The 25,384-nt window shown below is 35.8% G+C and carries 24 protein-coding genes; 19 read left to right on the plus strand and 5 right to left on the minus strand.

Features of this window, described 5'->3' with window-relative positions:
- Positions 1-67 precede the first annotated feature (67 nt).
- The 3 genes from rpiA (at position 68) to JF76_RS02690 (ending at position 2,578) form a co-directional block, all read left to right on the plus strand.
- Positions 68-760, plus strand: coding sequence for a ribose-5-phosphate isomerase RpiA (gene rpiA, locus JF76_RS02680; RefSeq protein ID WP_045927694.1), 693 nt, complete (start codon positions 68-70; stop codon positions 758-760).
- Positions 761-920: 160 nt separating this feature from the next.
- Positions 921-1,844 (plus strand): nucleoside hydrolase, encoded by a 924-nt coding sequence (locus JF76_RS02685; RefSeq protein WP_045927695.1) that lies wholly within the window; start codon positions 921-923, stop codon positions 1,842-1,844.
- A gap of 8 nt (positions 1,845-1,852) precedes the next feature.
- Entirely contained in the window at positions 1,853-2,578 is a 726-nt protein-coding gene (locus tag JF76_RS02690) for a GntR family transcriptional regulator (protein ID WP_045927696.1), read from the plus strand.
- A 53-nt stretch (positions 2,579-2,631) separates the two neighbouring features.
- Here JF76_RS02690 and JF76_RS02695 read toward each other — a convergent pair whose 3' ends face one another.
- Together JF76_RS02695 and JF76_RS02700 are read right to left on the minus strand one after the other, a co-directional pair.
- Positions 2,632-3,003, minus strand: coding sequence for a bacteriocin immunity protein (locus JF76_RS02695; RefSeq protein WP_045927697.1), 372 nt, complete (start codon positions 3,001-3,003; stop codon positions 2,632-2,634).
- Between the two features lie 4 nt (positions 3,004-3,007).
- Positions 3,008-3,772, minus strand: coding sequence for a DeoR/GlpR family DNA-binding transcription regulator (locus JF76_RS02700; protein WP_045927698.1), 765 nt, complete (start codon positions 3,770-3,772; stop codon positions 3,008-3,010).
- 287 nt (positions 3,773-4,059) lie between these two features.
- Here JF76_RS02700 and JF76_RS02705 point away from each other — a divergent pair, with 287 nt between their 5' ends.
- On the plus strand, positions 4,060-6,462 hold the full coding sequence (locus JF76_RS02705; protein WP_045927699.1) for a phosphoketolase family protein: 2,403 nt from the start codon (positions 4,060-4,062) through the stop codon (positions 6,460-6,462).
- Positions 6,463-6,708: 246 nt separating this feature from the next.
- Positions 6,709-9,378: a calcium-translocating P-type ATPase, PMCA-type gene (locus JF76_RS02710; protein ID WP_045927700.1), complete on the plus strand. Its 2,670-nt coding sequence runs from the start codon at positions 6,709-6,711 to the stop codon at positions 9,376-9,378.
- Between the two features lie 122 nt (positions 9,379-9,500).
- Here the strand turns inward: JF76_RS02710 and JF76_RS02715 are convergent, their stop codons facing one another.
- Entirely contained in the window at positions 9,501-9,950 is a 450-nt protein-coding gene (locus JF76_RS02715) for a GAF domain-containing protein (RefSeq protein WP_045927701.1), read from the minus strand.
- 332 nt (positions 9,951-10,282) lie between these two features.
- Here JF76_RS02715 and JF76_RS02720 point away from each other — a divergent pair, with 332 nt between their 5' ends.
- From JF76_RS02720 to JF76_RS02780, 13 genes are all read left to right on the plus strand, one after another.
- On the plus strand, positions 10,283-11,020 hold the full coding sequence (locus JF76_RS02720; RefSeq protein ID WP_034977167.1) for an amino acid ABC transporter ATP-binding protein: 738 nt from the start codon (positions 10,283-10,285) through the stop codon (positions 11,018-11,020).
- A gap of 11 nt (positions 11,021-11,031) precedes the next feature.
- Positions 11,032-11,847, plus strand: a complete 816-nt coding sequence (locus JF76_RS02725; protein WP_045927702.1) for a glutamate ABC transporter substrate-binding protein — start codon at positions 11,032-11,034, stop codon at positions 11,845-11,847.
- Positions 11,844-12,482: an amino acid ABC transporter permease gene (locus tag JF76_RS02730; RefSeq protein WP_034977173.1), complete on the plus strand. Its 639-nt coding sequence runs from the start codon at positions 11,844-11,846 to the stop codon at positions 12,480-12,482. Before JF76_RS02725 ends, JF76_RS02730 begins: the two co-directional genes overlap by 4 nt.
- Positions 12,483-12,497: 15 nt before the next feature.
- Positions 12,498-13,151, plus strand: coding sequence for an amino acid ABC transporter permease (locus JF76_RS02735; protein ID WP_034977176.1), 654 nt, complete (start codon positions 12,498-12,500; stop codon positions 13,149-13,151).
- 234 nt (positions 13,152-13,385) lie between these two features.
- On the plus strand, positions 13,386-14,363 hold the full coding sequence (locus JF76_RS02740; RefSeq protein WP_045927703.1) for an SIS domain-containing protein: 978 nt from the start codon (positions 13,386-13,388) through the stop codon (positions 14,361-14,363).
- 14 nt (positions 14,364-14,377) lie between these two features.
- The gene (locus JF76_RS02745) at positions 14,378-15,193 is read left to right on the plus strand and encodes a PfkB family carbohydrate kinase (protein WP_045927704.1); all 816 of its coding nucleotides are present in this window, start codon (positions 14,378-14,380) and stop codon (positions 15,191-15,193) included.
- 15 nt (positions 15,194-15,208) lie between these two features.
- Positions 15,209-16,828, plus strand: a complete 1,620-nt coding sequence (locus JF76_RS02750; RefSeq protein ID WP_045927705.1) for a peptide ABC transporter substrate-binding protein — start codon at positions 15,209-15,211, stop codon at positions 16,826-16,828.
- Positions 16,829-16,905: 77 nt separating this feature from the next.
- Positions 16,906-17,838 (plus strand): ABC transporter permease, encoded by a 933-nt coding sequence (locus tag JF76_RS02755; protein WP_045927706.1) that lies wholly within the window; start codon positions 16,906-16,908, stop codon positions 17,836-17,838.
- A gap of 2 nt (positions 17,839-17,840) precedes the next feature.
- On the plus strand, positions 17,841-18,749 hold the full coding sequence (locus JF76_RS02760; protein ID WP_034977189.1) for an ABC transporter permease: 909 nt from the start codon (positions 17,841-17,843) through the stop codon (positions 18,747-18,749).
- A gap of 5 nt (positions 18,750-18,754) precedes the next feature.
- A complete protein-coding gene (locus tag JF76_RS02765; RefSeq protein WP_279625415.1) occupies positions 18,755-19,822 on the plus strand; it encodes an ABC transporter ATP-binding protein in 1,068 nt (355 codons plus the stop codon).
- 3 nt (positions 19,823-19,825) lie between these two features.
- A complete protein-coding gene (locus JF76_RS02770; RefSeq protein ID WP_045927708.1) occupies positions 19,826-20,728 on the plus strand; it encodes an ATP-binding cassette domain-containing protein in 903 nt (300 codons plus the stop codon).
- A 62-nt stretch (positions 20,729-20,790) separates the two neighbouring features.
- Positions 20,791-21,324, plus strand: coding sequence for a ClbS/DfsB family four-helix bundle protein (locus JF76_RS02775; protein ID WP_045927709.1), 534 nt, complete (start codon positions 20,791-20,793; stop codon positions 21,322-21,324).
- 293 nt (positions 21,325-21,617) lie between these two features.
- Positions 21,618-22,376 carry a GntR family transcriptional regulator gene (locus JF76_RS02780; protein ID WP_045927710.1) on the plus strand — a complete coding sequence of 253 codons (759 nt, stop codon included), beginning with the start codon at positions 21,618-21,620 and terminating at the stop codon, positions 22,374-22,376.
- A gap of 129 nt (positions 22,377-22,505) precedes the next feature.
- Here the strand turns inward: JF76_RS02780 and JF76_RS02785 are convergent, their stop codons facing one another.
- The gene (locus tag JF76_RS02785) at positions 22,506-23,027 is read right to left on the minus strand and encodes a TetR/AcrR family transcriptional regulator (protein WP_045927711.1); all 522 of its coding nucleotides are present in this window, start codon (positions 23,025-23,027) and stop codon (positions 22,506-22,508) included.
- A 327-nt stretch (positions 23,028-23,354) separates the two neighbouring features.
- The gene (locus JF76_RS09905) at positions 23,355-24,095 is read right to left on the minus strand and encodes a CPBP family intramembrane glutamic endopeptidase (protein ID WP_052697052.1); all 741 of its coding nucleotides are present in this window, start codon (positions 24,093-24,095) and stop codon (positions 23,355-23,357) included.
- 289 nt (positions 24,096-24,384) lie between these two features.
- On the opposite strand from JF76_RS09905, the gene JF76_RS02795 reads away from it, so the two are divergent.
- Entirely contained in the window at positions 24,385-25,233 is an 849-nt protein-coding gene (locus JF76_RS02795; protein WP_045927712.1) for an aldo/keto reductase, read from the plus strand.
- Positions 25,234-25,384: the final 151 nt, after the last annotated feature.

Genomic DNA, 25,384 nt, shown 5'->3' on the forward strand with positions numbered 1-25,384 from the left:
TTTGCTAATATCTTTGCTATAATAATTTTAGTCACAGATCAATTACGTATTTTAGAAAGCATGAATTATGGATAAAGAAGAGCAGGATAAGTTAAAAAAGCAAGCTGCTGTAAAAGCTGCTGAATTAGTCAAATCAGGAATGAAACTGGGAGTAGGCACTGGTTCGACAGTAGCATTTTTAATTGCTGAATTAGGCAGAAGAAAAAAAGAAGAAGGTCTTGACCTTGATGCTGTGGTAACAACTTCAAGCAGAAGTAAGAAGCAAATGGAAAGCTACGGTTTTCATGTTGATGACTTGAATGCAGTAGATCAACTTGATTTGACTATCGATGGCGCAGACAGGCTAGCAGCTAACTTTGATGGTATTAAAGGCGGCGGTGGCGCTTTGACCATGGAAAAAAATGTTGCAATTAATTCTCGCAAAATAATTTGGATTGTAGACGAATCTAAAGTGGTTGAGCGTTTAAGCGGTTTTCCTCTGCCTGTTGAAGTTTTACCTGTTTCATGTGAACAAAATTTTAGACTTTTTCAAGCTGAAGGCTTGCATCCACAGTGGCGCATGGCAGGTAATGAACGCTTTGTAACTCATTATGGCAATTTTATTATCGACTTGAATATTGATCCTATTCCTGTTCCTAGTGGTTTGGCCGATTATTTGGATCATACCGTAGGGGTGGTCGAACATGGGCTTTTTCTTGGAATGTGCGATGAGGCATTTATTGCACATTCTAATGGCAAGATCGAAGATCGAAAAAAGTAGCTTTTAAGTTAGCTTGAAACATAACTGTGAGTTAAATAAGTCCCAAATAGTTTTCTAACTTTCGGGGCTTATTTCAATGTCAGCTCTTTTTATTTTTACAGCAACGAGCAGCTAAATTTGGTATTATTGTTTTATAACCATTTTTAAAAAGAGGATACTTATGTTAAAAAAACCATTGATAATTAGTACAGATCCCGGAATTGACGATGTTGTAGCAATCACCGTTGCTCTTTTTGCTCCAGAATTTGATGTTAAATTGATAGCAGCGACTTGGGGCAATGTACCATTGAAAAATACTTTGGACAATGCTTTAAAATTGGAAACATTTTTAAAAACCAATGTCCCCGTTGTAAGTGGTGCTGACAGACCTTTACTGCGGAATCAAATCGATGCTTCAGATGTTCACGGTAAGAGCGGACTGGCTGGTTTTGACTTTCCAGCACCTGACTACAACTTATTAAAACCAGGTATTGCTGCAGAGGCAATTCATGAAGTTGTTGCTGGCAGTGCTGAAAAAGTAACGTTAATGCAAATTGGACCAGCAACAGATTTTGCACTTTACTTTAGACAATTTCCAGAAGATTTGCCTAAAATTGAGCAACTGGTAATTATGGGTGGTGCAATCGGTCGTGGCAATTGGGGACCTTATGCAGAATATAATGTTGCGGGCGATCCTGAAGCAGCACAGATTGTTTTTTCAAGTGGCATAAAGATTTTATTAGCACCACTTGAATTAGGACATCAAGCATATGTGACTCCAGATGTTTTGGATCAAATTAAGCAATCGGGCAGAACGGGAGATATGCTCTATCATATTATGAGCAATTTACATGATCATACTGAAACCAATGGCCGTGAAGTTTACGATGCACTGGCGGCTGGTATGTTGGTAAAGCCTGAAATGTTTGCTTTTAAGCCAGCTTATGTCATAGTAGATACCAAAAGTCCAAGTGCCTATGGTGCTTCTTTGATTGATTTTAATAACTTTTTTAATAAACAGGCAAATGTTCAAGTTGGTGTAAAAGTTGACCGAGATCAATTTTCAGAGTGGTTAGTTTCTTCCATCAGGAATATAAATAGTTGAGGTAGATAATGGCAGATTTCGTTTATCGTACTGTGATGCGTGATATCAAACAAAATATTCTAGATAACAAATATGAGGGGATGCGCCTTCCAGACGAGCGTAGTCTAGCTGAACACTATCAAGTAAGTCGTTCCTCAATGAAAAGGGCGATGGAGCTGCTTTCTCAACAAGGTATTGTCTTTAAAAAAAGAGGCAGCGGAACATTTATTAACCCTTTGTATTTAAAAAATCAATCTTTGTTTCGGTATGAAGGGTCTAACTTAGGTTTGACTGATAGTTTGAAGGTTCCTGGTAAAAAGCAGGGGATCAAATTGCTTTCTTTTAACGTGATCAAGACTCCGAAAGGGATAGCACAAGACTTATTCCTTAAAGAGAATGACTTTGTTTATGAGTTTAAAAGGCTGCGTTTTTTAGATGAACAACCATTTTTAATAGAAACTGGGTATGTGCCTATTAAAATTGTTCCTGAACTCAAACCAGAACACTTGAAAAAATCACTTTTTAATTACCTAGAAGATTCGCAAAATAAAGTCGTTACCAAAGCGTTTTTGAATATTACGGTTGAGCCTTCAAATGATGAAGACCAATCTCGACTCAATTTAAAAAAGATTGAACCAGTGGGAGTGATGGAAGGCATCTTCTTTTTGGATGATGGAACTCCATTTGAAGTTTCTACGATGCGAATTCATTATCAATATATGAAATTCAATACATTTGTTAATCTGAACAAATGAAAAAGCAGGCTTAAGCCTGCTTTTTTGGGATACATTCTATTTAAAAAAGAAAATCAAACATTTTTGAATTGTTGCATATCCGTGATCCGTCCAGTATAAACAAAATTTAAGTTAATGTTTTTAGTTTTTTCACTTAAATCATGTAAAAGTTTTTGCTGCAAGGTCGTTAAATGCAAATGCTGAAGTGCGACACAAGCTTCAATATACAATACTAATTTACCAGTATAATCTAATGGGTGATCTTGACTGTCAAACTTACGCATTACCATACCAATAGCATCACGAATTTGCTTATATTTATTAATATTCAATTCATTATATATATTAGAGTAGAAACTCCTATAAAACTGATCTAAGTCTTTATAAACTTCTTCGATTAGTTGTTGCCGTTTTGTTAAAAACAAACTACCAAAAAAGTTCCACATAGCCTCACTTCCTTAGTACTGAAATAATTTGCGTTTTGGGCGAAAAACTATTCTGAAATTTTTCGGACAAAGGCAAATCGGTAATTAGAACGTCAACCTTTGTTAATGGAATTGACATGTAAGGAGAAGTATTCTGATTATCAAATTTGTATTTTTCTGCGACCACAACCACTTGTTTTGCTCTGGAACAGGCTACTTTGATTAATTCTGAATCACCCATTTTTGCTGAATAAATACCATCGCTTCTAATATTAGACGTGCCAACAAAAACTGTGTTAAAACTTAGACGATGCAAAAGTTCAAGTGAATCAATAGAGTAATTAAACCTGTCTTCCTTGTCCATAGTGCCTCCGAGAAGTCTCACACTGGGTAATTTAGATTGCATCAAGGCTAAAGAGTTGTCGATTGAATTAGTAACGATTTGTAAATTAGCACCACAAATTAATTCACATAATTTCTTTAAAGTGGTTGATGGACCGATAAAGTCACACTGGTTAGGATGGATAAATCTCTGAGCCATTTTTGCCATTTTAGTTTTAACTGGTGAATCTATTTGACTTCTCATGAGGAAATTGGGTACATCACTACGGTCTATCGCAACTAATCCACCATGAACGCGAATTGCTTGTCCAGTTGCAGTTAAGCGAACTACATCTCGTCTAGCTGTATCAAAAGAAATTTTGAAATAATCAGCTAACTTGCGAGTACTCAAATGATTTTCTTTATTAAGCATTTGCTTAATTTGTCGCAGTCGTTCTTCTTGTGTCATTTTACCTCTCCTATGCCTAATTTAGCACTTGAATAAATATTGTTTAATCACTTTTTCAGTGTTTAATTTGAAAAATAAGTGTTTATCAGTATTTGAACATAAATATGCTGATCTGTAAATAGAAAATGGCATAATAATAGTATTACTTATCTACTTGGCAATAATTAAACGCTTATTTTTTATAAATTGGAACGAACCAATTTTCAAAATGGTTGAACTTTACCAAAAACTTGCTATAATATGTTTATAAAATGAATTTTAGCAAATATTAAAAAGGGAGAATAAAAATGGCAGCTGATTACGACTCTAAAGAATTTCTCAAAAGTGTTGATGCTCACTGGCGTGCAGCAAATTATTTATCTGTAGGTCAACTTTTCTTAATGAGTAATCCGTTATTAAAACATGATCTCAAAGCAAGTGAAGTTAAACCTAAGCCAATTGGTCACTGGGGCACTATTTCACCGCAAAACTTTATTTATGCTCATTTAAACAGAGTTATCAAAAAGTATGGTTTGAACATGTTCTATATTGAAGGCTCAGGTCATGGTGGTCAGGTTATGGTATCTAATTCATACCTTGATGGTTCATATAGTGAGCTTTACCCTGAAATTCAACAAGATGAAAAAGGAATGGCTAAGCTCTTTAAGCGTTTCAGTTTCCCAGGTGGTTCTGCTTCACACGCTGCACCTGAAACTCCTGGTTCAATGCACGAAGGTGGAGAACTAGGTTACTCACTTTCCCATGGTACAGGTGCAATTCTAGACAATCCTGACGTAATTGCAGCGGTTGAAATTGGTGATGGTGAGGCAGAAACAGGACCACTTGCAGCTAGCTGGTTTAGCGATAAATTTATCAATCCTATTAAGGACGGGGCAGTTTTACCAATCTTGCAAATTAATGGTTTCAAGATTTCAAATCCAACGATTGTTTCCAGAATGTCGGACGAAGAATTGACCAAGTACTTTGAAGGCATGGGCTGGCATCCTTATATTATTTCTGCATATAATGGCAGCGAGTTTGATGGCTATAAAGACCACATGCAGATTCATGAAGAAATGGCTAAATTGATGGATACTGTCATTGAAGAAATTAAGGCTATTCAAAAGAATGCTCGTGAGAATAATGATGAAACTTTGCCGCATTGGCCAATGATCGTTTTCCGTGTACCAAAGGGTTGGACAGGTCCAAAGAAGGATCTTGATGGTAATCCAATTGAAAACTCATTTAGGGCTCATCAGATTCCAATTCCAGTCGCTCAAGATGACATGGAACATAAAGATATGTTGGTTGATTGGCTTAAGAGTTATAAACCGGAAGAGTTATTCGATGAAAATGGCGTTCCAACTGAAATAGTCACGGCTGATAATGTTACTGGCGATAGCAGAATGGCCATGAACCCAATCACTAATGCAGGTGGAGAGAAAGCTAAGCGTCTTAGTTTGCCTGATTACCGTAAGTATGCCTTAAAATTTGATCAACCAGGTTCTATTGAAGCTGAAGACATGACGGAATGGGCTAAATATTTGAACGAAATTGCTGAACTAAATCCAAATACTTTCCGGGGTTTTGGACCAGATGAGTCTAAGTCAAACCGCTTATTTAAGTTTATTGATGAACAAAAACGGCAATGGGAAAGCTCCGTTCATACACCTAATGATGAAAACTTGGCACCAAGTGGTCGTTTAATTGATTCTCAATTATCAGAACACCAAGCCGAAGGCTGGCTTGAGGGTTACGTTTTATCAGGTCGTCATGGTTTCTTTGCTACTTATGAGTCATTTGGTCGTGTTGTAGATTCAATGCTGACTCAACACATGAAATGGTTAAGAAAAGCTAAGGAACAATATTGGCGTAAGGATTATCCATCATTAAACTTCATTGCAACTTCAACTGTCTTCCAACAAGATCATAATGGTTATACTCACCAAGACCCAGGTGTCTTGACTCACATGTATGAAAAGAATCGTCCAGATTTAGTTCATGAGTATTTACCAGCTGATACAAATTCATTACTCGCTATTTCACAAAAAGCTTTCAGCGATCGTGAATGCATCAACATTTTGGTTACTTCAAAGCAGGAAAGACCTCAGTGGTTCTCAATTGATGAAGCAACTCGTATTGCAAACCACGGCTTATCATACATTGATTGGGCATCGACTGACCAAAATGCTAAGCCTGATGTTGTATTTGCTTCAACTGAAACGGAGCCGACAATGGAATCTCTTGCTGCAATTGACATTTTGCATAGGAACTTTCCTGATCTTAAGATTCGTTATATTAACGTAATTGACGTTATGAAATTGATGAATACTAAGGATAATCCAGAAGCAATTTCTGATGCAGAATTTGATCAATTATTCCCAAGTGATGTGCCGGTAATCTTTGCATGGCATGGCTATAAGGCAATGATGCAATCCATTTGGTTTGGTCGTAAGCGTAGCAATGTTCATATTCACTGCTATGAGGAAGAAGGAGACATCACAACGCCATTTGACATGCGGGTGGTTAACGAACTTGATCGTTTCCATTTGGCAAAAGATGCCATTTTAAGTGTTCCTCGTTACGCTGAAAAGAGTGCAGGCTTTGTAGCGGAAATGGATAGATTACTTGCAAAACACCACCAATACATTCGTGACAATGGTAAAGATATGCCTGAAGTTACTGAATGGAAGTGGACCGGTCTTAAGTAAATATTAGTATTTATTAAAAACATGACCTCTCGAAATACGAAGTCATGTTTTTTATTTAATTAATTTAATAGCCTAATTCTTGTTAAAAGTAATAAATTTATTTATAATAAGAAGCATCATAAGGGAGTAACAGCAATTACTTGCGATAAGCCCAACACCCGAAGAAATACTTCTGGACTTATCTTAAATAGTGAGACTTGTGTGCGTTGTACATATAAGTCTCTTTTTTGTTATTAGGAGGTAAAGATGCCCCGGAATTTTTACAATCAAAATATTGAGGATGTTGCAAAGGACTTTGCAACGTCTGTATCCAGTGGTTTAAAAGCGAGTCAAATAGATGGATTACGAGCACAGTATGGCTCTAATAGTTTGACTAGCAAAAAGAAAGTTAGCATTTGGCAACGTTTTTTAGCCCAGTTTAAGGATTTTATGATCATTGTTTTGATAGTTGCAGCATTGCTTTCAGGCTTTGTGGCTCAAGAATGGACAGATGCGGCTATTATTATGATTGTGGTCATTTTGAACGCAGTATTAGGCGTTTTTCAAGAAACACGCTCTGAAGAAGCAATTAATGCTTTAAAGAAAATGGCTACTCCTAACGCCCATGTTCGGCGTGACGGTCAAATTGTGGAAATACCGAGTACAGAACTAGTACCTGGGGATGTGGTCTTGCTTGAAGCAGGCGATGTTGTACCAGCTGATTTGCGGTTGACTCTTACTAAAAGTCTCAAAATCGAAGAATCGGCTTTGACTGGTGAGTCCGTTCCAGTTGATAAAACTAGTGATCCTGTTAATGAAGAAAAAGTAGCATTAGCCGACCAGGATAACATGGCATTTGCTAATACTAATGTTACTTATGGTCGCGGTGAAGGAATTGTTACAGCAACAGGTATGACCACTGAGGTCGGTAAAATAGCTACAATGCTTAACAACACTGATGAAACGGATACACCATTAAAGCGTAATCTCAACCAGTTAGGCAAAACGTTAACTATCATGATCCTGCTAATCTGTGCTGTGGTCTTTGTTGTAGGCTTTTTTACCAAAAAGGGTACGGAACCCACAGATAAGTTAGCAATCGATATGTTCTTAGTAGCTGTCTCACTTGCTGTTGCAGCAATTCCGGAAGGTTTACCTGCAATCGTAACTATTATTTTGGCTCTAGGTACTCAGGTAATGGCCAAGCACAATTCAATTGTGCGTAAGTTGCCAGCAGTAGAAACTTTAGGGGCAACGGATATCATCTGTTCTGATAAAACTGGTACTTTAACTCAAAATAAAATGACAGTTGAACAAGTTTATTATGATAACCAGGTTCATAATTCTTCAAATAGCATTAATCATGATAATCATGCTTTGATGGCAATGGTTTTAGCTAATGATTCAAAACTTGATGATAACAATCAATTGTTGGGCGACCCAACTGAAACAGCTTTGATTCAGTATGCGCTTGACCAAAAAATTGATGTGCATAATTTAATTGCCAAGCATAAAAGGGTGCAAGAGGTCCCATTTGATTCTGGGCGCAAGTTGATGAGTACTGTGAACGAAAATAATGGTCAATATTTCGTAGCTGTCAAAGGTGCTCCTGATCAACTGCTTAAGCGGGTTACACGCATTGATCTTGACGGTAACGTCACTGCAATCACCGACAAACAAAAAAATGAAATTATGCTTTCAAATCAGAATATGGCTAAAAATGCTTTGCGAGTTTTGGGGTTAGCCTATAAACCAGTTGAACAATTATATGATGATCCTACAACTGATAACGTTGAGCAGGACTTGATTTTTGCTGGCTTGGTGGGGATGATAGACCCAGAGCGTCCTGAAGCAAAAGAGGCTATTAAAGAAGCTCACAGTGCCGGTATTAGAACAGTTATGATTACAGGTGACTTTCAAGTCACTGCTCAGGCAATTGCAGAAAGACTGGGCATTTTGAAGCCTGGCCAAGATGAGCGGGTAGTTACCGGTGCACAGCTGGATGAATTTAGTGATGAATATCTGGAAAAGCATGTAGCTGATTTTGATGTTTATGCCAGGGTTTCACCAGAACACAAAGTTCGTATCGTTAAGGCCTGGCAAGCCCAAGGCAAAATTGTAGCTATGACAGGAGACGGAGTTAATGACGCACCTAGTTTAAAGCAAGCTGATATTGGAATTGGTATGGGCATCACTGGTACAGAAGTGTCAAAGGGTGCTAGCGACATGGTTTTAGCTGATGACAACTTTGCAACTATTGTTGAAGCAGTTAAACAAGGACGCAAGGTCTTTAGCAATATTCAAAAAGCCATTCTTTACCTCATGAGTTGTAATGTCGGGGAAGTTTTAACAGTATTTATGATGACCATGCTGGGTTGGGATATTTTAGCTCCAGTGCAATTGCTGTGGATTAACTTGGTGACAGATACTTTACCAGCTATTGCCTTGGGACTTGAACCAGTTGAAAAAGGTATTATGAAGCGTACGCCTCGGGGTAAAAAATCAAACTTCTTCAGTGGTGGCGTTGCCAGCTCAATTGTTTACCAAGGAATACTCGAAGGTGTCATTGTTTTAACTACTTATCAACTAGGCTTAAATTTTGGCCCTCACATGGGTAATGCCAATCTGCAACACGCTGATGCTCTGACAATGGCCTTTCTTACATTAGGACTTATTCAACTGTTTCATGCCTTTAATTCTAAGTATATTCACCAATCAATTTTTTCTAAGAGGACATTTGCTAATAAGTGGTTTAATTGGGCAATCTTGATATCAGCTATTGTCATGGCAGCAGTTGAATTACCATTTATGACAAAGTTCTTTGATGTCACAGAGTTAAATTCAACACAGTGGTTAATAGTTTTGGGAGCTGGAATTTGTATGATTTTAATAGTAGAAATTGTGAAGGGATTTCAGCGTCTCTCCGGTAAAAAATAAAAAAGTGAAACGGAATAATTTTTCGCCAGAGATCTAAAGTCGTTTATAAGTTACAAAGACCAATAAGTCATTTAAAAGATGATTTATTGGTCTTTTATTTTATGCAAGATTATTTCTTTCGCTTAATTAAATAGTAGTTCTGCTATTTTTGATAAATATTGAGCATCAATTTGATCAAATCTGTCAAAGTCATTGCTGTCAAGGTCAAGAACAGCGACAAGTTTTTTATTGTGGATAATGGGAACAACGATTTCTGAATTGGTATTGGCATCACAGGCAATATGACCACTAAACTCATGAACATCCGGAACAATTTGAATTTGACCGGTTTGTGCAGCTGTGCCGCAGACACCCTTTCCTAACTGAATATGCATGCATGCCACCGGTCCTTGAAAAGGTCCTAAAATAAGCTCTTGCTCTTGAAAGCGATAAAATCCGGCATAACTTACTTCAGGTAACCCATTAAAAAGCAGTGCACTAATGTTACTCATTTTGGCAATTAAATCGTGTTCTCCTTGCAGAAGACTGCTGGCTTGTTTTAAAAGTAATTTATAAGTTTTTTCTTTATCCATAAGTTTTCTCCTTAGTTAGAGTGTATGCTAGTTGAACTGTTTTTGGAAGAAAAAAATGCAAATAGGAGTATATTTTTCACAGATAATTTTAATTATAAATGGCAATTTTTGACATTAAATTGTCATTAATGAACATACAAAAAGGCTTTTTATTATTGTTCTTTCCTGTCATAACGCTAACTAAATGACTTCCAGTTCAATGTGAATTAAACAGATCTTTCTATAAATTTTTATTAAAAACACTGTATTACTTTTAAAATTCTTAACGGTTATAGTAAAATAGATTCTACAACTTATTATTTCATGCATTGATTATGAAAGGGGCGATGACAATGTCGATGATAGAGTTCCATGACGTGCAAAAATTTTACGGCCATTTTCATGCACTGCACGACATTAATTTAGAGATTGATGAAGGTGAAACGGTGGTTCTGATTGGACCATCTGGTTCAGGTAAAAGTACTTTAGTACGGACCGTAAATGGTCTTGAGTCAATCCAGAAAGGTAAGTTAGTAGTTAACGGTCACGATCTTTCAGATCCAAAGACAAACCTCAACATCTTACGTAGTGATGTTGGGATGGTTTTCCAGCATTTTAATTTGTATAAAAATAAAGATGTATTGGAAAATATTATGCTGGCTCCCAGAATAGTAAGTCACATGCCTGAAGAAGAAAATAAAAAACAGGCGTTAGATTTACTTGATATGGTTGGGCTACGCAAATGGGCACATAATATGCCTTCACAAATTTCCGGTGGTCAAAAACAGCGTGTTGCTATTGCCAGAACGCTGGCAATGAGACCAAAACTTATTTTATATGATGAACCAACATCTGCTCTTGATCCGGAAATGATTGATGATGTTTTACAAGTTATGAAGAAGGTTACCAATGAAAGTGGTATGACTTCATTAATTGTTACTCACGAAATGGGCTTTGCTAAAGAGGTAGCAAATAGAGTTATCTTTATGGATCAAGGCCGAATTGTTGAGGATGATGATAGCGAGAGCTTCTTTAAGCAGCCTAAGACGGAGCGGGCACAACAATTTTTGAGTAAAATTATTTCTCACTAAGGAGGCCAATTATGAAAAAGAAATTTTGGCTACTTCCTTTATTAGCATGTATTTTAATGCTAACCGGTTGTGGTAAAAGTCTTAGTGACCAATCTGTTTTAAATAATGCCAAGAAATCAAATACTATTGTTTGGGGCGTTAAAGGTGATGTTAAACTTTTTGGCTTAATTGATGTAAAGGACGGCCAGCAAAAGGGTTTTGATGTTGATATGGCAAAACATATTACAAAACATATATTAGGACCTCAAGGAAAAGCTGAATTTGTCACTACAACGTCTCAATCCAGAATCCCACTTTTAAAGAACGGGAATGTGGATGCCGTTATTGCAACAATGTCAATTACGCCAGAGCGCAAAAAGATTATTTCTTTTTCAAAGTCATACTTTGATGCGGGTCAGTCACTTTTAGTTCCTAAAAATTCATCAATTAAGAGTACAAAGGACCTTAATGGTAAGACAGTTATCGGTGTTGTAGGTGCAAACTCCGTCGACAACATTAAAAAAGTTGCTCCAAGAGCAAAAGTGATTGAGTTGCAAGACTATGCTCAGGCAATGAACGCTTTAAAATCACATCAGGGGGATGCATTAACTACTGATAACGGAATTTTGTTTGGGTTAGCAGTTCAAAATCCGGGCTACGAAGTTCGTGGCGGCACTTTTACTGTTGAACCATACGGTGTTGCGGTTAATAAGGGACAAACCTCATTTACTGAAGCTGTAGACAAGGCGGTTCTTGAGATGCAGCATAATGGTGAATATAATCGCTTAATTAAAAAGTGGTTTGGCGATGTTCCAGGATTTAAGTATAAGGAGCTGTATCGCCGATGATTAATATTTTTTCAAAATTCAGCAGCCAGCTGTTTGTAGGCTTGGGCTGGACAATACTATCTAGTGTAATTGCTTTATTTTTCAGTTTAATAATTGGAACAATATTTGCAATTATGGAAGTTGTTCCAAGTAAAGTAATGCGTGTAATTGGACATGCTTATGTGGAAATAATGCGTAACATTCCTTTGCTTGTAATCACTATGTTTTTCTACCTGGTAATTCCGATTTACGTTGTCAAAATAAACGGTTTTACTGCTGGTACAATCGGGTTAACCTTATATACTTCTGCTTTTATTGCCGAGACAATTCGTTCAGGAATTCAATCTGTTTCTGGCGGTCAAATGGAAGGTGCAAGATCAACTGGTATGACCTACTGGCAGGCAATGCGTTATATAATTTTGCCTCAGGCATTCAAGATAGTAATACCACCTTTAGGCAACCAGTTTGTTAACTTGGTCAAAAACTCTTCAGTTCTAGCCTTTGTGGCAGGATTTGATTTAATGTATCAAGCAAATTCAATTGCTTCAGCAACTTTTGACACTATTAACAGTTATTTGGTTGTAGGTGTTTTATATTTGATCGTTACATTGCCGATTAGTTATTATATGCGGCACCTGGAAAAGAAATTAGGTTAAAGGAGGTACTAGAAAATGCAAAATTGGGTTAACGCCTTTTCATGGCTTAATGTACGCTTTTTGTTAATGGGCCTCTGGGTAACTATTTACATTTCCGTAATTTCGGTCATTTTAAGTTTTATTATTGGCTCGATTTTAGGAATAATTAGATATTCTAAAATTAAGTATGTTTCAGCTGTTGTAGGTTTCATTATTGATATTATTCGTAATATTCCCCTGCTGCTGATTATCTTCTTTACTTATTTTGGGCTACCAAACTTTGGTTTAAGGCCGGAAACCATACCGGCAGCGATTATTGCCATGACAGTATTCGAATCCTGTATGATTGCTGAAATTGTGCGTTCAGGTATTCAATCTGTTTCTATCGGTCAGATGGAGGGTGCAAGATCAACTGGTATGTCGTTTGTTCAGGCTTTATGGCATGTTGTTTTGCCTCAAGCTTATAAAAACATGATTCCAACAATTATTAGTCAGTTTGTTTCTCTAATTAAGGACACATCTTTGGCAACAATCATAGTTGTTCCGGAAATGATGCAGCACGCACAAGTTATTTATGGTCAAAATGCAAATTACATTTTGCCGATGTTTGCTGCTTTAGCTGTTTTGTATTTTGCTGTGTGTTTTACATTGTCAATTATCGGCAGTGCAATAGGCAGGCATTTGTCTTAAAATAAGAATTTGATTAGTAATTATTAAAAAGCAATTCACGAGTTTGTGAATTGCTTTTTTTGTTTGCTCTGATACATAGGCAATTGGTTCATACCATTTCACAAACTTTTTTATTTGATTTTACTAGTCAATTATTTTTATTAAATAATTTTAAGAAAAATGCTTGACATATTAAAAATTAGCTATTATCTTATAATATAACATCATATAACAAGAATGATTGAGAGGTTAAAAATGAAAAAAGAATATCAACAAGAAATTAAGAATGCTCTTGCCGCTGCAGAAAAGATTGATGGCATTAATCATGTCTATTTTGTAGCTTGTGGAGGATCGATGGCTTTTATGCAACCAGCTGAATATATTTTCAACCGCGAATGTGATATTCCAGCCACAATTTTACCAGCACGGGAATTTACAACACGTAATCCTCATGATTTGTGCAATCATAGTTTAGTAGTTTCTTGTTCACATTCAGGTAGTACGCCAGAAACAAATGAGGCAGTTAATTTTGCCAAGAGTAAAGGTGCTCTAACAGTAGGTATTACCTATACAGCAGGTTCTGACTTAGAAAAGAATTCCGATTTCACTTTGCACTACAGTTGGGGCAAAGGTACCGATGCTTCTGATTTAAATAATGGTGTTTTGTATGGTTTCATATTTAGTCTATTGAAGTCCATAACTGGTGATAACAAATTTGAAAAAGGCCTGAAAGCTTTGGATAGCTTAGAAACTATGGCTGACAGGGTAAGAAAACAATTTGGAGAAACTGCAAAGAAATGGACCAGTGAATTAAAACGCGAAAAATTAATTTATGCTGTAGGATCAGGTATTAATACTGGAGAAACATATTCATTTTCAGCTTGTTGGCTTCAGGAAATGCAATGGATTCATAGTGGATATATCAATTCTGCTGAATATTTCCACGGTCCTTTTGAAGTAACAGATTTTGATGTGCCATTTATCATTTGCAAAGGATTAGGCGTTACCAGAAAAATGGATCAACGTGTAATCGATTTTGCTAAAAAGCATAGTCAAAAAGTTTACGTGATTGACGACGCTGACTTTGATATGCATGAAGTAGATGACGACTTTAAAGAATACTATTCTCAGATTCTTTCAGGAGTTGCTTTCCGTCAATTAGCCGAAGGATTTGCTTATGAAAGAGGACACTCACTAGATGTCCGTCGTTATATGGGACATCTGGATTATTAAAAAGGCTGTAAATCATGAAAATAATTGCAGTTGGTGACAATGTAGCTGATACATACATCAAGCAAAAGATATTTTTTCCAGGCGGAAATTGTGTCAATGTATCAGTTGATGCCAAAAAAGCCGGAGCTGATGTTTCAGCTTATCTGGGAATGTTTGGAGATGACGATCGAGCACAGCATATTAAAGAATCTTTAACAGAAGAAAATGTAGAACTTATTAATTGTCGTAAGGTCTATGCTCCCACAGCACAGCCTCGAGTTATTCTCACAGATGAAGGTGATAGAACTTTTGCTCCTGGTCCTAAAAATTCAGTAATGCATTTGTTATCCTTAAGGCTTACCCCAACAGATTTTGCGGAAATAAAAAAATTTGATGTTGTTCATGTTGGAATTGATTCGGGAATTGAAAATTATCTTGATGAATTACATCATATTACCAAAGTATCATTTGATTTTTCAGATTCTCGCAATGAAAGTTATTTTAAACGTGTTTTACCGTTTGTAGATTATGCTTTCTTTTCAGGTTCAGAGATGTCTGATGAACAAGTGGAAGAATTTGCTAAAAAATATTTAACTTTGGGACCGGAAGTCATAGTCATCACAAGAGGTGCAAATTCTGCATTCTTGTTAACTTCACAGAAATCCTATTATCAAAAACCACAAAAAGTAAAAGTCGTTGACACTATGGGTGCAGGTGACAGCTTTATTGCTGGTTTTCTAGTTTCTTACTTAAATAAAAACAATCTGCAAGAAGCTGCTTTAGCAGCTAGTAAAAATGCTGCAGCTACTTGCCAACTATCTGGTGGTTTTGGTCATCAGAAATCTTTTTAGAAAAGAGTGATATTTATGAAAAAAAGTGCATTGTTTGCAACTGCAATTGCATGTGTAGGCTTGTTAATAACAGGATGCCAGAAAAACTCCAGTTCTGGTACAAAAAATCAAGATAAAATTACTGTTGTTCAAAATGCAACGGTTGACTCTCTTGACCCGATTTTAGCGTATCAAAACACATCTTCAACAGTTGTAGCTAATACAACCGAAGGCTTGTACACTATTGATGCCCACGATAAGCCCCAATTGGCATTGGCCTCTAAAGTTAAAACGAGTAATCATGGACTCACCAAGACTTTTACTATTCGTAAAAACGCCAACTGGTCAAATGGTGATCCTGTAACAGCAAATGATTTTGTTTTTGCCTGGCGGCGGTTGTCTGATCCTAAGATTGCTTCAGCCTTTAACTTCCAACCAGGTGCGGCTGGCATTAAAAATGCTAATGACATTGTAGCTGGCAAGAAGCCGGTCAAGTCATTGGGCGTTAAGGCTACAGGTCCTAAAACTCTAGTAGTGCAATTGGATCATGTTGTACCTTACATGAACAAGTTGCTGGCATTCAGTGATTTTGCTCCTGTCAATCAGAAATACTTCCAAAAAACTGGTAAAAAATTTGCACAAGATTCCAGTCATTTAATTTATTCTGGTCCATACCAAATCAAGGATTGGAAATTAGGCGATAACACTATCCAGTTAGTTAAAAATCCTAAATATTGGGATGCCAAAAATGTCAAAATTAAGAATGTTAAGCTTGATATTATTACAGACCCAGAAAAGGCAGCTATTGCATTCGAAAATGGCAGTGCAGACTATGTTCACTTAAGTGGTCAGCTTGTTTCTAAATATCGAAAAGATAAGAACTTTGTCAATGATGTTGGTAATTTTACACAGTACATTATGTTTAATCTGAAAAAACCGGGATTAGATAATGCTGATCTGCGTAAGGCAATTTCTTGCAGCATTAACCGTAAAGAAATAACAACTCACATCCTAAAAGATGGTTCAATTCCTTCTCATTCTATGGTTATGAAAGATTTGGTTAAGAATCCGACAACAGGCAAAGATTTTGCAGATGAATCAACTACTAATCTTTACGAGTATTCACCAGCTCAAGCTAAAAAGTATTGGAATAAGGCAAAAAAAGCAACTAACTTGCGTTCATTTACCTTGCTTTATGATGACAGTGATCCTTCATATGCTAACGTAGCTGCGTATATCAAGGCTCAAGTTGAAAAACACCTTCCTGGCATGAAAGTGACACTGCAGCAAGTAGCAAAGAAGACTAGAACTGATAAGATGTCAAAAGCTACTTATGATGCTACTTTAACTCGTTGGGGACCAGACTATGCTGATCCAACAGCGATCTTGAGTATGTATCAATCTAAGAACGACAGCAATTACGGTCGCTGGGCAAATTCAGAATTTGATAAGTTAATGGCTCAATCTGATCAAACAACTGATCAAGCTAAGAGATACAAATTGCTTCTTAAGGCAAACAATATCCTAATTGACAGTGCTTCTTGCCCACCGCTATATCAGATTGGTGCACCAGTTTTGGAACGATCTAATATTAAAGATTTACCGATGCATATTGCAGGTGTACCATTCTTCTTCAAATATGCTTCAATTAAATAATTTCGTTAAAAGTATTAATAGAGCTGGGATACAATCTCAGCTCTGTTTGCTTATTTAGGAAGATTGGAGGGAAAAACTTGAAAAAGTATGTCTTGAAAAGAATCTTAATTGCAGTGATTACATTATTTTTGATTACTTTGATTCTTTTTATTATGGAAAAGGCAATGCCTGGTTCACCATTTAATGATGAAAAAATGTCACATGCTCAAGTAGCGGCACTTTATCATAAATATGGTTTGGATGGCCCAGTGCCATTACAATTTTTTAATTACTTGAAAAATATGTTGTCTGGCGATTTTGGTGTTTCGTACACGGTTCAGGTTAATACGCCGGTTACTACAATGATTTTGCAGCATTTTACCATTTCACTCCAGATAGGTTTACAGGCTACTGTACTAGGTTCACTTTTAGGCTTTCTGATGGGAATTTTGGCAGCAATCAAAAAAGGTACAATTTGGGATAACTTAATGACTGGCATTTCTGTTTTGGGAATAAGTCTTCCTAACTTTGTAGTAGCATTGATCGTGTCAATTATATTTTCTTATAAACTAATGGTCTTTCCAGGAACGTACCAACCAAGTCAGCCTTTTGTATCAAGTATTCTGCCTACAATAGCATTGAGTACTTTTACTATGGCAAGTATTGAACGATATGTTAGAAATGACATGATTGATATTATGAATTCTGATTATTATCGTTTAGCGGATTCAAAAGGAATTAAAAAGTTCCAGTTGATCGGACACCATGTTATCAGAAACACTTTAATTTCAGTTATTACAGTATTAGCACCACTGATGATTGACCTAATTGCCGGGAGTATGGTAATTGAAAAAGCTTTTGCTATTCCAGGCTTGGGAACATTGTATATCAGTGCTATACAAGCTAATGACTACAATGTAGTCTTAGGTATAACTTTCTTTTATGCAGTGCTTTTTATTGGTATTATGTTAATAGTTGATATTCTTTACGGGTTAATAGATCCGCGTATTAGATTAGATGAGGGCAAATAATTATGACTAATATAGAAAATAATGATTTTGAATTTGCCCATAAATCTGAAACAGTTGACCATTATTCTGGTAAATCTTATTCATATGGGCAGTTGGTTTGGCATCGCTTTTTAAGAAATAAAGGTGCGGTGATTAGCGCAGTTGTTTTAATTATTATTGCTTTAATAGCCATTCTGGCGCCTTACCTTAGTCAATACTCACCCACTACACCGTATCCTAACCAGTCTAATTTAGCTCCTGGAGTTAATGGTCATTGGTTTGGAACAGACAACTTAGGCAGAGATATTTTTGTAAGAGTTGCTGCTGGTACTTCAGTTTCACTAAGGGTTGCTCTGGTGGCAATGGCAATTGATCTGGTTATTGGTACTAGTTATGGCCTGATTTCAGGATATTTTGGTGGCAAAATTGATTTATTCATGCAAAGAATAACAGAAATTCTTAGTACTATTCCTATGATCATTATTGTTACTTTGCTTGTTCTGGTCATGAAGCCAGGTCTAGTAAGCATAATTACTGCGATGATGATTGTCGGCTGGATTAATATGAGTAGAATAGTTCGCGCACAGGTGTTGGAACTAAAAACCAGCGAGTATGTTTTATCAGCAAAGACAATGGGAGAATCTGATATTAAAATTATTTTCTCTCAAATTTTGCCTAATACATTAGGACAAATAATTACCACATTTATGTTATCTATTCCGAACGCAATTTTTTTGGAAGCATTCTTAGCCTTTATCGGTTTAGGTGTTCCGGCACCATTAGCTTCATTAGGAACAATGATTAATGATGGTTATACCCAGGCTATCGTTTACCCATACATGGTCATTTTCCCCGTATTGTTTTTAGCACTAATTATGCTGAGTTTTAATATTATTGCGGATGGCTTACGGGATGCTATTGAAGGAAGTTAGGTAAGATTATGACCGAAACAGTTTTAGAAATAAAAAATTTACAAGTAGCCTATCATACCGATCACGGAGAAGTGCAAGCTGTTAGAGGAATAAGTTATCAGGTAAAAAAGGGTGAAACAGTTGCTTTAGTTGGTGAATCCGGTTGTGGCAAGTCAGCTAGTGTAAAGCCAATCATGGGCGAAAAAGAAGCCAATCAAATAATTAAATCCGGTGAGATCAATTTCACTTACCAGACTGAAAATGGTCCACAAACAGTTAATTTATTAAAAATTAGTCCCAAGATTATGCAAAATCGTATTAAGGGCAAAGAAATAGCAATGGTTTTTCAAGACCCAATGACTTCTCTCGATCCAACCATGAAAATTAATAAGCAAATCGCTGAGGCAGTAAAGGCTTCTCATCCTGAGATGAACAAGGATCAAATCAACGAACGGGTGCTTAATTTAATTGAAACCGTTGGCATTCAAAACATGAAGGTTGTTCAGAACCAATATCCACATCAACTTTCTGGAGGAATGAGACAGAGAATTGTTATCGCCATTGCGTTGGCCGGGAATCCCAGTTTACTGATCTGTGATGAACCAACTACGGGTTTGGATGTTACTATTCAGGCTAAAATTTTGAACCTGATTAAAGATATACAAAAGAGCAGGAAATTATCTGTTATTTTTATAACCCATAATTTAGGGGTGGTTGCCAATATTGCAACATATGTGAACGTCATGTATGCTGGAAAAATAGTTGAGACTGGAACGAGCCAAGATATCTTTTTTGAACCTCGTCACCCATATACTTGGGGTCTGCTTGAATCAGTACCTGATATCAATGAGAAAGTTGACGAATTACCGACTATTGCCGGAACGATTCCAGACTTAACACAACCGATTGTTGGAGATGCTTTTGCTCCCAGAAATAAGTATGCCTTAAACATTGATTTTAAAAAACAACCGCCAATGTTTAAAATTAATGACCACCATTATGCTGCAACTTGGCTCTTAGATAAAAGAGCTCCCAAAGTACCAATTCCAGTAGTTTTGCAAAAGAGAATTTTAAAAATGAAGGGGGCATCATAAGCAATGACTAAAAATATCCTTGAAGTTCATCATTTAAAGCAATATTTTCCAGTTGCAAATAAAAAAATAGTTAAAGCGGTAGATGATGTTTCCTTTAACATTACTAATGGTGAAACTTTTGGTCTGGTAGGTGAGTCAGGAAGTGGAAAGACCACTATTGGCCGCTCTATTATTCGTCTTTATTGGCCTACTGCTGGTGAGGTGATTTTTGAAGGTGAACAAATAGCAGGTCAGTTAAGTAAAAAGCAGACTGCTAAGTTGCGTAAAGACATGCAGATGATTTTTCAAGATCCTATGTCTTCACTAAATCCTCGTAAAAAAGTTGGTGACATAGTCAAGCTGGGTCTTGATATTCATTATCCTAAATTAACTAAGGATGAAAAACTGCAAAAAGTTATTGAAATGTTAAAAATAGTTGGTCTTGACTCATCATTTGTTAACCGCTACCCGCAAGAACTTTCAGGTGGACAAAGACAGAGAGTTGGTATTGCCAGAGTAGTTATCATGCATCCCAGACTTATTATTGCAGATGAAGCTATTTCTGCTCTAGATGTTTCAGTACAAGCTCAAGTTGTTAATCTTCTTCAAAGAATACAAAGAGAAAGTGGCAGTGCCATGCTCTTTATTGCCCATGACTTGGCAATGGTCAAACATATTTCAAGTCATATAGGAGTAATTCATTTGGGACATATTGTCGAGATTGGGCCAACAGAAGCAATTTTTGACGATCCTGTGCATCCTTATACAAAAAGTTTGTTAACCGCTATCCCCACTACTAATCCAATAGCAGAACAAAATAAAAAGTTATCAAATTATCATGCATTTAGACAACAATATGAAAATAAAGAAATGGCAGATTTAGGCAATGGTCACTATGCAATAGACGATGGGTCGTGGACTAAGTAAAACTCCTTATGATAAAATATTGATAAATAAATTTTTAATATTATCAAGAAAAGGAAAAATAGATGCCACGTCCTAAAACCAAGCAAGAATTAGTTGATGCAAGTAATTCGTCATACCAGAAGATAGTTGATTTAATCGCTAAGTTGCCAGAGGATGCTCGCACTGGCAGTTTCAATTTTGATACGAGTAAACTAAAAGAAGCCCATTGGAAGAGAGATCATAATGTACGCGATGTTTTGATCCATTTATATGAATGGCAAAAATTGTTGCTAGAGTGGGTTAAAAGCAATCAATCCGGTGAAAACAAAGAATTTTTGCCTGAAGGGTATAATTGGCGTAATTATGGTGAAATGAATCAAGAATTTTGGCAAAAGCACCAATCTACGCCACTTGCAGAAGCAGAAAAAATGCTGGCGAATAGTCATAAACAAACTATGGCTTTGCTTGATACCTATACTGAAGAGCAACTCTTTCAAAAGAATGTTTTTCCTTGGACTGGTAATAATGCATTAGGTACTTATTTCATTGCAAATACTTGCAGTCATTATGAATGGGCTTTAAAGAAGTTACGAAAATATCAAAGGTCCTTGAAATAATGGCTTATTAAAACCGTTAGCGTAAAAGCTGGCGGTTTTTGTTTTTAATGAGCCACTTATTTAAATAAATCAAAAGTTTGACAATTTATTTATAAAAAATTCTGATAAAAAACTTTTATAGCTAATGCTCTAAAGCAATATTTCAGGCTTTAAAATATTTTTAGAGTTTTTTAGTTAGTATAATCTACCAAACTTTTCATTCAGTTATAATTTTAAATGACTGTTATACTAATCTTTGAGTTTGTTATTTTTATTTTAATTTAGTAATATTGAATAGTTAAGGAAGTGTGATAATGAATTCTGTCAAAACAATAGCTGGCGTACCACTTTACAAAAAAATCTACTTAGATATCAAACAAAAGATTCAGCAAAACATTTTGAAAACTGATGAAAAATTACCGAGTGAACAATATTTGTGTCAACAATATCAGGTTAGCAGAATAACAGTGCGTAAAGCTCTGAAATTATTGACTGATGAAGGATTAGTAGTTACTATCCAGGGGAAAGGCTCCTATGTCAATGTCAAAAAAATGAGGGGAAGATTGGAACAAATTGAAGGATTCTCTGAATTTTCTGAGTCTCGCTCTAAAACAAATAAAAAGATTATTTTAAAAAGAGAAATTTTACAAAATTCTCAAATTGCTAAGATTTTGCAACTGTCTGAGCCAGCAGATTTAGTTTATATTAAAAGAATTTCTCAAACAGGAAATGAGCCTATGGCAATTGATGAAGCCTGGCTATCAGCTGAACGCTTTCCGGAATTACTTACAAATATTCATGAAGATACCTCACTATACCAATACCTAGCAGATAATTACCATGAAACTTTAGCAAGTTCATATCGCGAAATCAGCACTATCCTACCCAGTAGTGAACAAGCTAGATTACTGGCATTAACTAATGTAGTACCACTTTTTGATGTAAACAAGACTGTTTACAATCAGTTTGATCAGCCGCTGGAATTTTCTCATTATGTTGTAAGAGGAGATAAAATGGTTTATACTATCGACTCCAAAAATGACAGCAATATTTATTTTAACCACAAAAAGTAATTGTATTTTAAAAACTTTTCAATATTTAAAAACGATCAGTTGAAATGAATTCATCTGGTCGTTTTATTATTTTTTAGGCTTTAAATGTTGAGAGTAGGTACGAATATTATTTTGTACAAAAGCATGTGGCTAAGTTTGAAAAACACAATTAGGAAAGGAATGCTGCATAATAGCTTGACCTAAATTGAGTAAAACTAAATTATCAATTTCAACATTTTTATCAATATCTTGAGCAATTTCTTCTGTTTTTTGCATTTGTTCAAACTTTTCAGCTAAAATTTTTCTGATTAAATCGAGAAGATTTTTAATCACTGTTTGCAGTTCTGGCAAATTTTGAGATTCACGAATACCAGTTAAAAACAAAGCTAGATGTTGCTTTATAAAATTTTGATAGATGATGGAAAAATTCATAATATCCTTATCTAAATCGCCAACTAACTGATAATTTTTATTGATCATTTGAATATCATCATGATACTTGGATATCAGTTGCTGCAAAATACCACGTTTGTCTTTAAAATGTCTGAACAAGGTGCTTTCATTAACTTGAGCGACTTGAGCAATTCTTTTAGTAGTGGTTCTTTGATAACCATTGTGAATCAATAATTGTGAGAAAGCTGTTAAGATTCTCTGTTCAACATTACCACTCATTTTGGCCACCCACCTTAACTCAACTCTTTAAATATCAATAATGGCTATTTGTGTCTAATTGTAACAATTATCACATTAAGTAACAAGACAAGTAATAAGTAAATTCCAACAATTTGTTAATGTTCTTATAATTACCGCAGACGTTAAGTTAAAATGATTGTATATTTCATAGTAGACAGGTAAGAAATATTGAACTGTCATATAGAACACATTAAGGACTGCAGATAAAATATTCATGTTTATAAAGTGATTTGATTACGCCTAAAATAAAAATCATAACTAGAAAAAACTCCAGTTATGACTTGAAATTAATTTGAGTATATTTGTTTACTTAGTTGCTAATAATAAAATTAAAAAGGCTAATGTATCAAATAAGAAGTGGACTAAAAAGCTGACCCAAATATTATGTGTTTTTATAAAAGCCCAGTTTAAAACTAGGCGTGTAAAAGCCAAACCTAAAATAACATAGCCTAAATTATAGTCATAAGTAGAAAGATGAAGTAAAGAAAAAATCAGGGCAGAGGCAATATTACCCCAAAATAGCGGGTGAGGCATATGGCAAGAATCAGCTAATTGGGTAACAGCTAATAAAGGCATAATTGCTAAAAATTCTTCGCCCAATATTTGGATAGCACTGCTTAAACGTTGATAGAGAAAAATTGGCCAAACATGTGGCGTCTTCATAGTCAATCCTGCAGCTGCATTGCCAGAAACAGAACCAAATAATTTTTGAGAAATTGTTCCTGATAACACAGATATGAAATAGGCAAAGACAAAGAAAACAAGAATCCAAAGCCATTCTTTAGCATGTGGTACATGAAATAAATGATGCCATTTTTTACCAGTAGCAATTTGTACACCGATTATTTGAATTACTAAAAAAATGGTTACAATTAATAGCTGAAAACATGCAGCTGCTAAAGAGGGATGATTTTCATCAAAGACTAAATAGTCTGGAACTTGTATACCCGGCATTATCAAACAGCAGTATGCAATTATGTTCGATAATAATATTAATAACCATTTTTTACCAGATAAATGAAATGAATTTGTTAAATTATTTGTCATTAAAATTCACCTTTTTATTTTTGATTTTATATTGCCAATCATAAAAATACAATCCCCAAGCTTGTGAAAAGCAAAACATGATATTTTTGTATAACTACTCTATGAGATTCTGATACCTTAACTTAAAGGTGAATTTACACAAATATAGACTAGTGGAACATGTGTTACAATTAATTATATCGAGATTGGAAAATCCATAAGTGGATGCTATTAAAATTTTGTTTATTTTCGCTTATATAATTATATATATATGCACAATAGTTTAGATAGAATCATAAGGAGGTTGCTTATGAAAAATGTTACTATCAATAATCAAGTTCTGCCAGCTTTAGGTATTGGTACTTCGGAAATGGGGGATGACCCAGAAGTCAGAGAAGAAGAAATAACAGCTATTCGTTCAGGACTTGATGCTGGCTTAACAGTGATTGACACGGCCGAGATGTATGGCAATGGTCATTCGGAAGAACTAGTTGGTGAGGCGATAAAGCCTTATCAAAGATCACAAATTTTTTTAATATCTAAAGTATTGCCTCAAAATGCTTCTGCACATAAAATGTGGCAAAGTTTGGCAGCTAGTCTTAAGAGGCTGCAAACTGATTATTTAGATCTGTACCTTTATCATTGGCGCGGAATGGTTCCTCTGTTAGAGACAGTTTCAGAACTGCAGTCACTGCAAGATGAAGGACTTATTCGTGCCTGGGGAGTATCAAACTTCGACATAGATGATATGGAGGAACTCTGGCAGGTGCCAAATGGTCAGAACTGCGTTGTTAATGAGGATTTGTATAATTTGGAGACTAGGGGAATTGAATTCAGTCTTTTGCCTTGGCAAAGAGAACATCATATTCCATTGATTGCATACAGTCCTCTGGGTCGAGGACCTAAAATGGGTAGCACAATGATGAAAAATGAGGCGGTCATACAAGTAGCTGAAAAACACAAGGCAAGTCCTTATCAGATTTTATTGGCTTGGGTAATGCAACAACCAGATGTTTTGGCGATACCAAAAAGTAGTAGTTCAAAGCACTTATTATCTAATCTTAGGGCGTTAGATATTGAGCTAACAAAGAAAGATTTACAAGTTTTGGAACAGGCTTATCCGAAACCAGATCATAAAGAGCCTCTGGCAATATATTAAAAAGACGGAAATGTTTCTTGACTAGTTGTGGGTATTCGAATTTTACTTGAGGCGAATACTTCCTAACTAAAAAAATGTGGGAATGCTCCGAGTAATAAATTTAACTGATAGTCTCAATAGGACTTATGACAAAATATTACTGTATAGTCCC

The sequence above is a fragment of the Lactobacillus kullabergensis genome (genome assembly GCF_000967195.1).
Classification (GTDB): Bacteria; Bacillota; Bacilli; order Lactobacillales; family Lactobacillaceae; genus Lactobacillus; species Lactobacillus kullabergensis.

Bases quoted from the DNA above. Each gene is read 5' to 3' on its own strand.
- rpiA (WP_045927694.1), top strand. From the start codon at position 68: ATGGATAAAGAAGAGCAGGATAAGTTAAAAAAGCAAGCTGCTGTAAAA.
- JF76_RS02685 (WP_045927695.1), top strand. From the start codon at position 921: ATGTTAAAAAAACCATTGATAATTAGTACAGATCCCGGAATTGACGAT.
- JF76_RS02690 (WP_045927696.1), top strand. From the start codon at position 1,853: ATGGCAGATTTCGTTTATCGTACTGTGATGCGTGATATCAAACAAAAT.
- JF76_RS02695 (WP_045927697.1), bottom strand. From the start codon at position 3,003: ATGTGGAACTTTTTTGGTAGTTTGTTTTTAACAAAACGGCAACAACTA.
- JF76_RS02700 (WP_045927698.1), bottom strand. From the start codon at position 3,772: ATGACACAAGAAGAACGACTGCGACAAATTAAGCAAATGCTTAATAAA.
- JF76_RS02705 (WP_045927699.1), top strand. From the start codon at position 4,060: ATGGCAGCTGATTACGACTCTAAAGAATTTCTCAAAAGTGTTGATGCT.
- JF76_RS02710 (WP_045927700.1), top strand. From the start codon at position 6,709: ATGCCCCGGAATTTTTACAATCAAAATATTGAGGATGTTGCAAAGGAC.
- JF76_RS02715 (WP_045927701.1), bottom strand. From the start codon at position 9,950: ATGGATAAAGAAAAAACTTATAAATTACTTTTAAAACAAGCCAGCAGT.
- JF76_RS02720 (WP_034977167.1), top strand. From the start codon at position 10,283: ATGTCGATGATAGAGTTCCATGACGTGCAAAAATTTTACGGCCATTTT.
- JF76_RS02725 (WP_045927702.1), top strand. From the start codon at position 11,032: ATGAAAAAGAAATTTTGGCTACTTCCTTTATTAGCATGTATTTTAATG.
- JF76_RS02730 (WP_034977173.1), top strand. From the start codon at position 11,844: ATGATTAATATTTTTTCAAAATTCAGCAGCCAGCTGTTTGTAGGCTTG.
- JF76_RS02735 (WP_034977176.1), top strand. From the start codon at position 12,498: ATGCAAAATTGGGTTAACGCCTTTTCATGGCTTAATGTACGCTTTTTG.
- JF76_RS02740 (WP_045927703.1), top strand. From the start codon at position 13,386: ATGAAAAAAGAATATCAACAAGAAATTAAGAATGCTCTTGCCGCTGCA.
- JF76_RS02745 (WP_045927704.1), top strand. From the start codon at position 14,378: ATGAAAATAATTGCAGTTGGTGACAATGTAGCTGATACATACATCAAG.
- JF76_RS02750 (WP_045927705.1), top strand. From the start codon at position 15,209: ATGAAAAAAAGTGCATTGTTTGCAACTGCAATTGCATGTGTAGGCTTG.
- JF76_RS02760 (WP_034977189.1), top strand. From the start codon at position 17,841: ATGACTAATATAGAAAATAATGATTTTGAATTTGCCCATAAATCTGAA.
- JF76_RS02770 (WP_045927708.1), top strand. From the start codon at position 19,826: ATGACTAAAAATATCCTTGAAGTTCATCATTTAAAGCAATATTTTCCA.
- JF76_RS02775 (WP_045927709.1), top strand. From the start codon at position 20,791: ATGCCACGTCCTAAAACCAAGCAAGAATTAGTTGATGCAAGTAATTCG.
- JF76_RS02780 (WP_045927710.1), top strand. From the start codon at position 21,618: ATGAATTCTGTCAAAACAATAGCTGGCGTACCACTTTACAAAAAAATC.
- JF76_RS02785 (WP_045927711.1), bottom strand. From the start codon at position 23,027: ATGAGTGGTAATGTTGAACAGAGAATCTTAACAGCTTTCTCACAATTA.
- JF76_RS09905 (WP_052697052.1), bottom strand. From the start codon at position 24,095: ATGACAAATAATTTAACAAATTCATTTCATTTATCTGGTAAAAAATGG.
- JF76_RS02795 (WP_045927712.1), top strand. From the start codon at position 24,385: ATGAAAAATGTTACTATCAATAATCAAGTTCTGCCAGCTTTAGGTATT.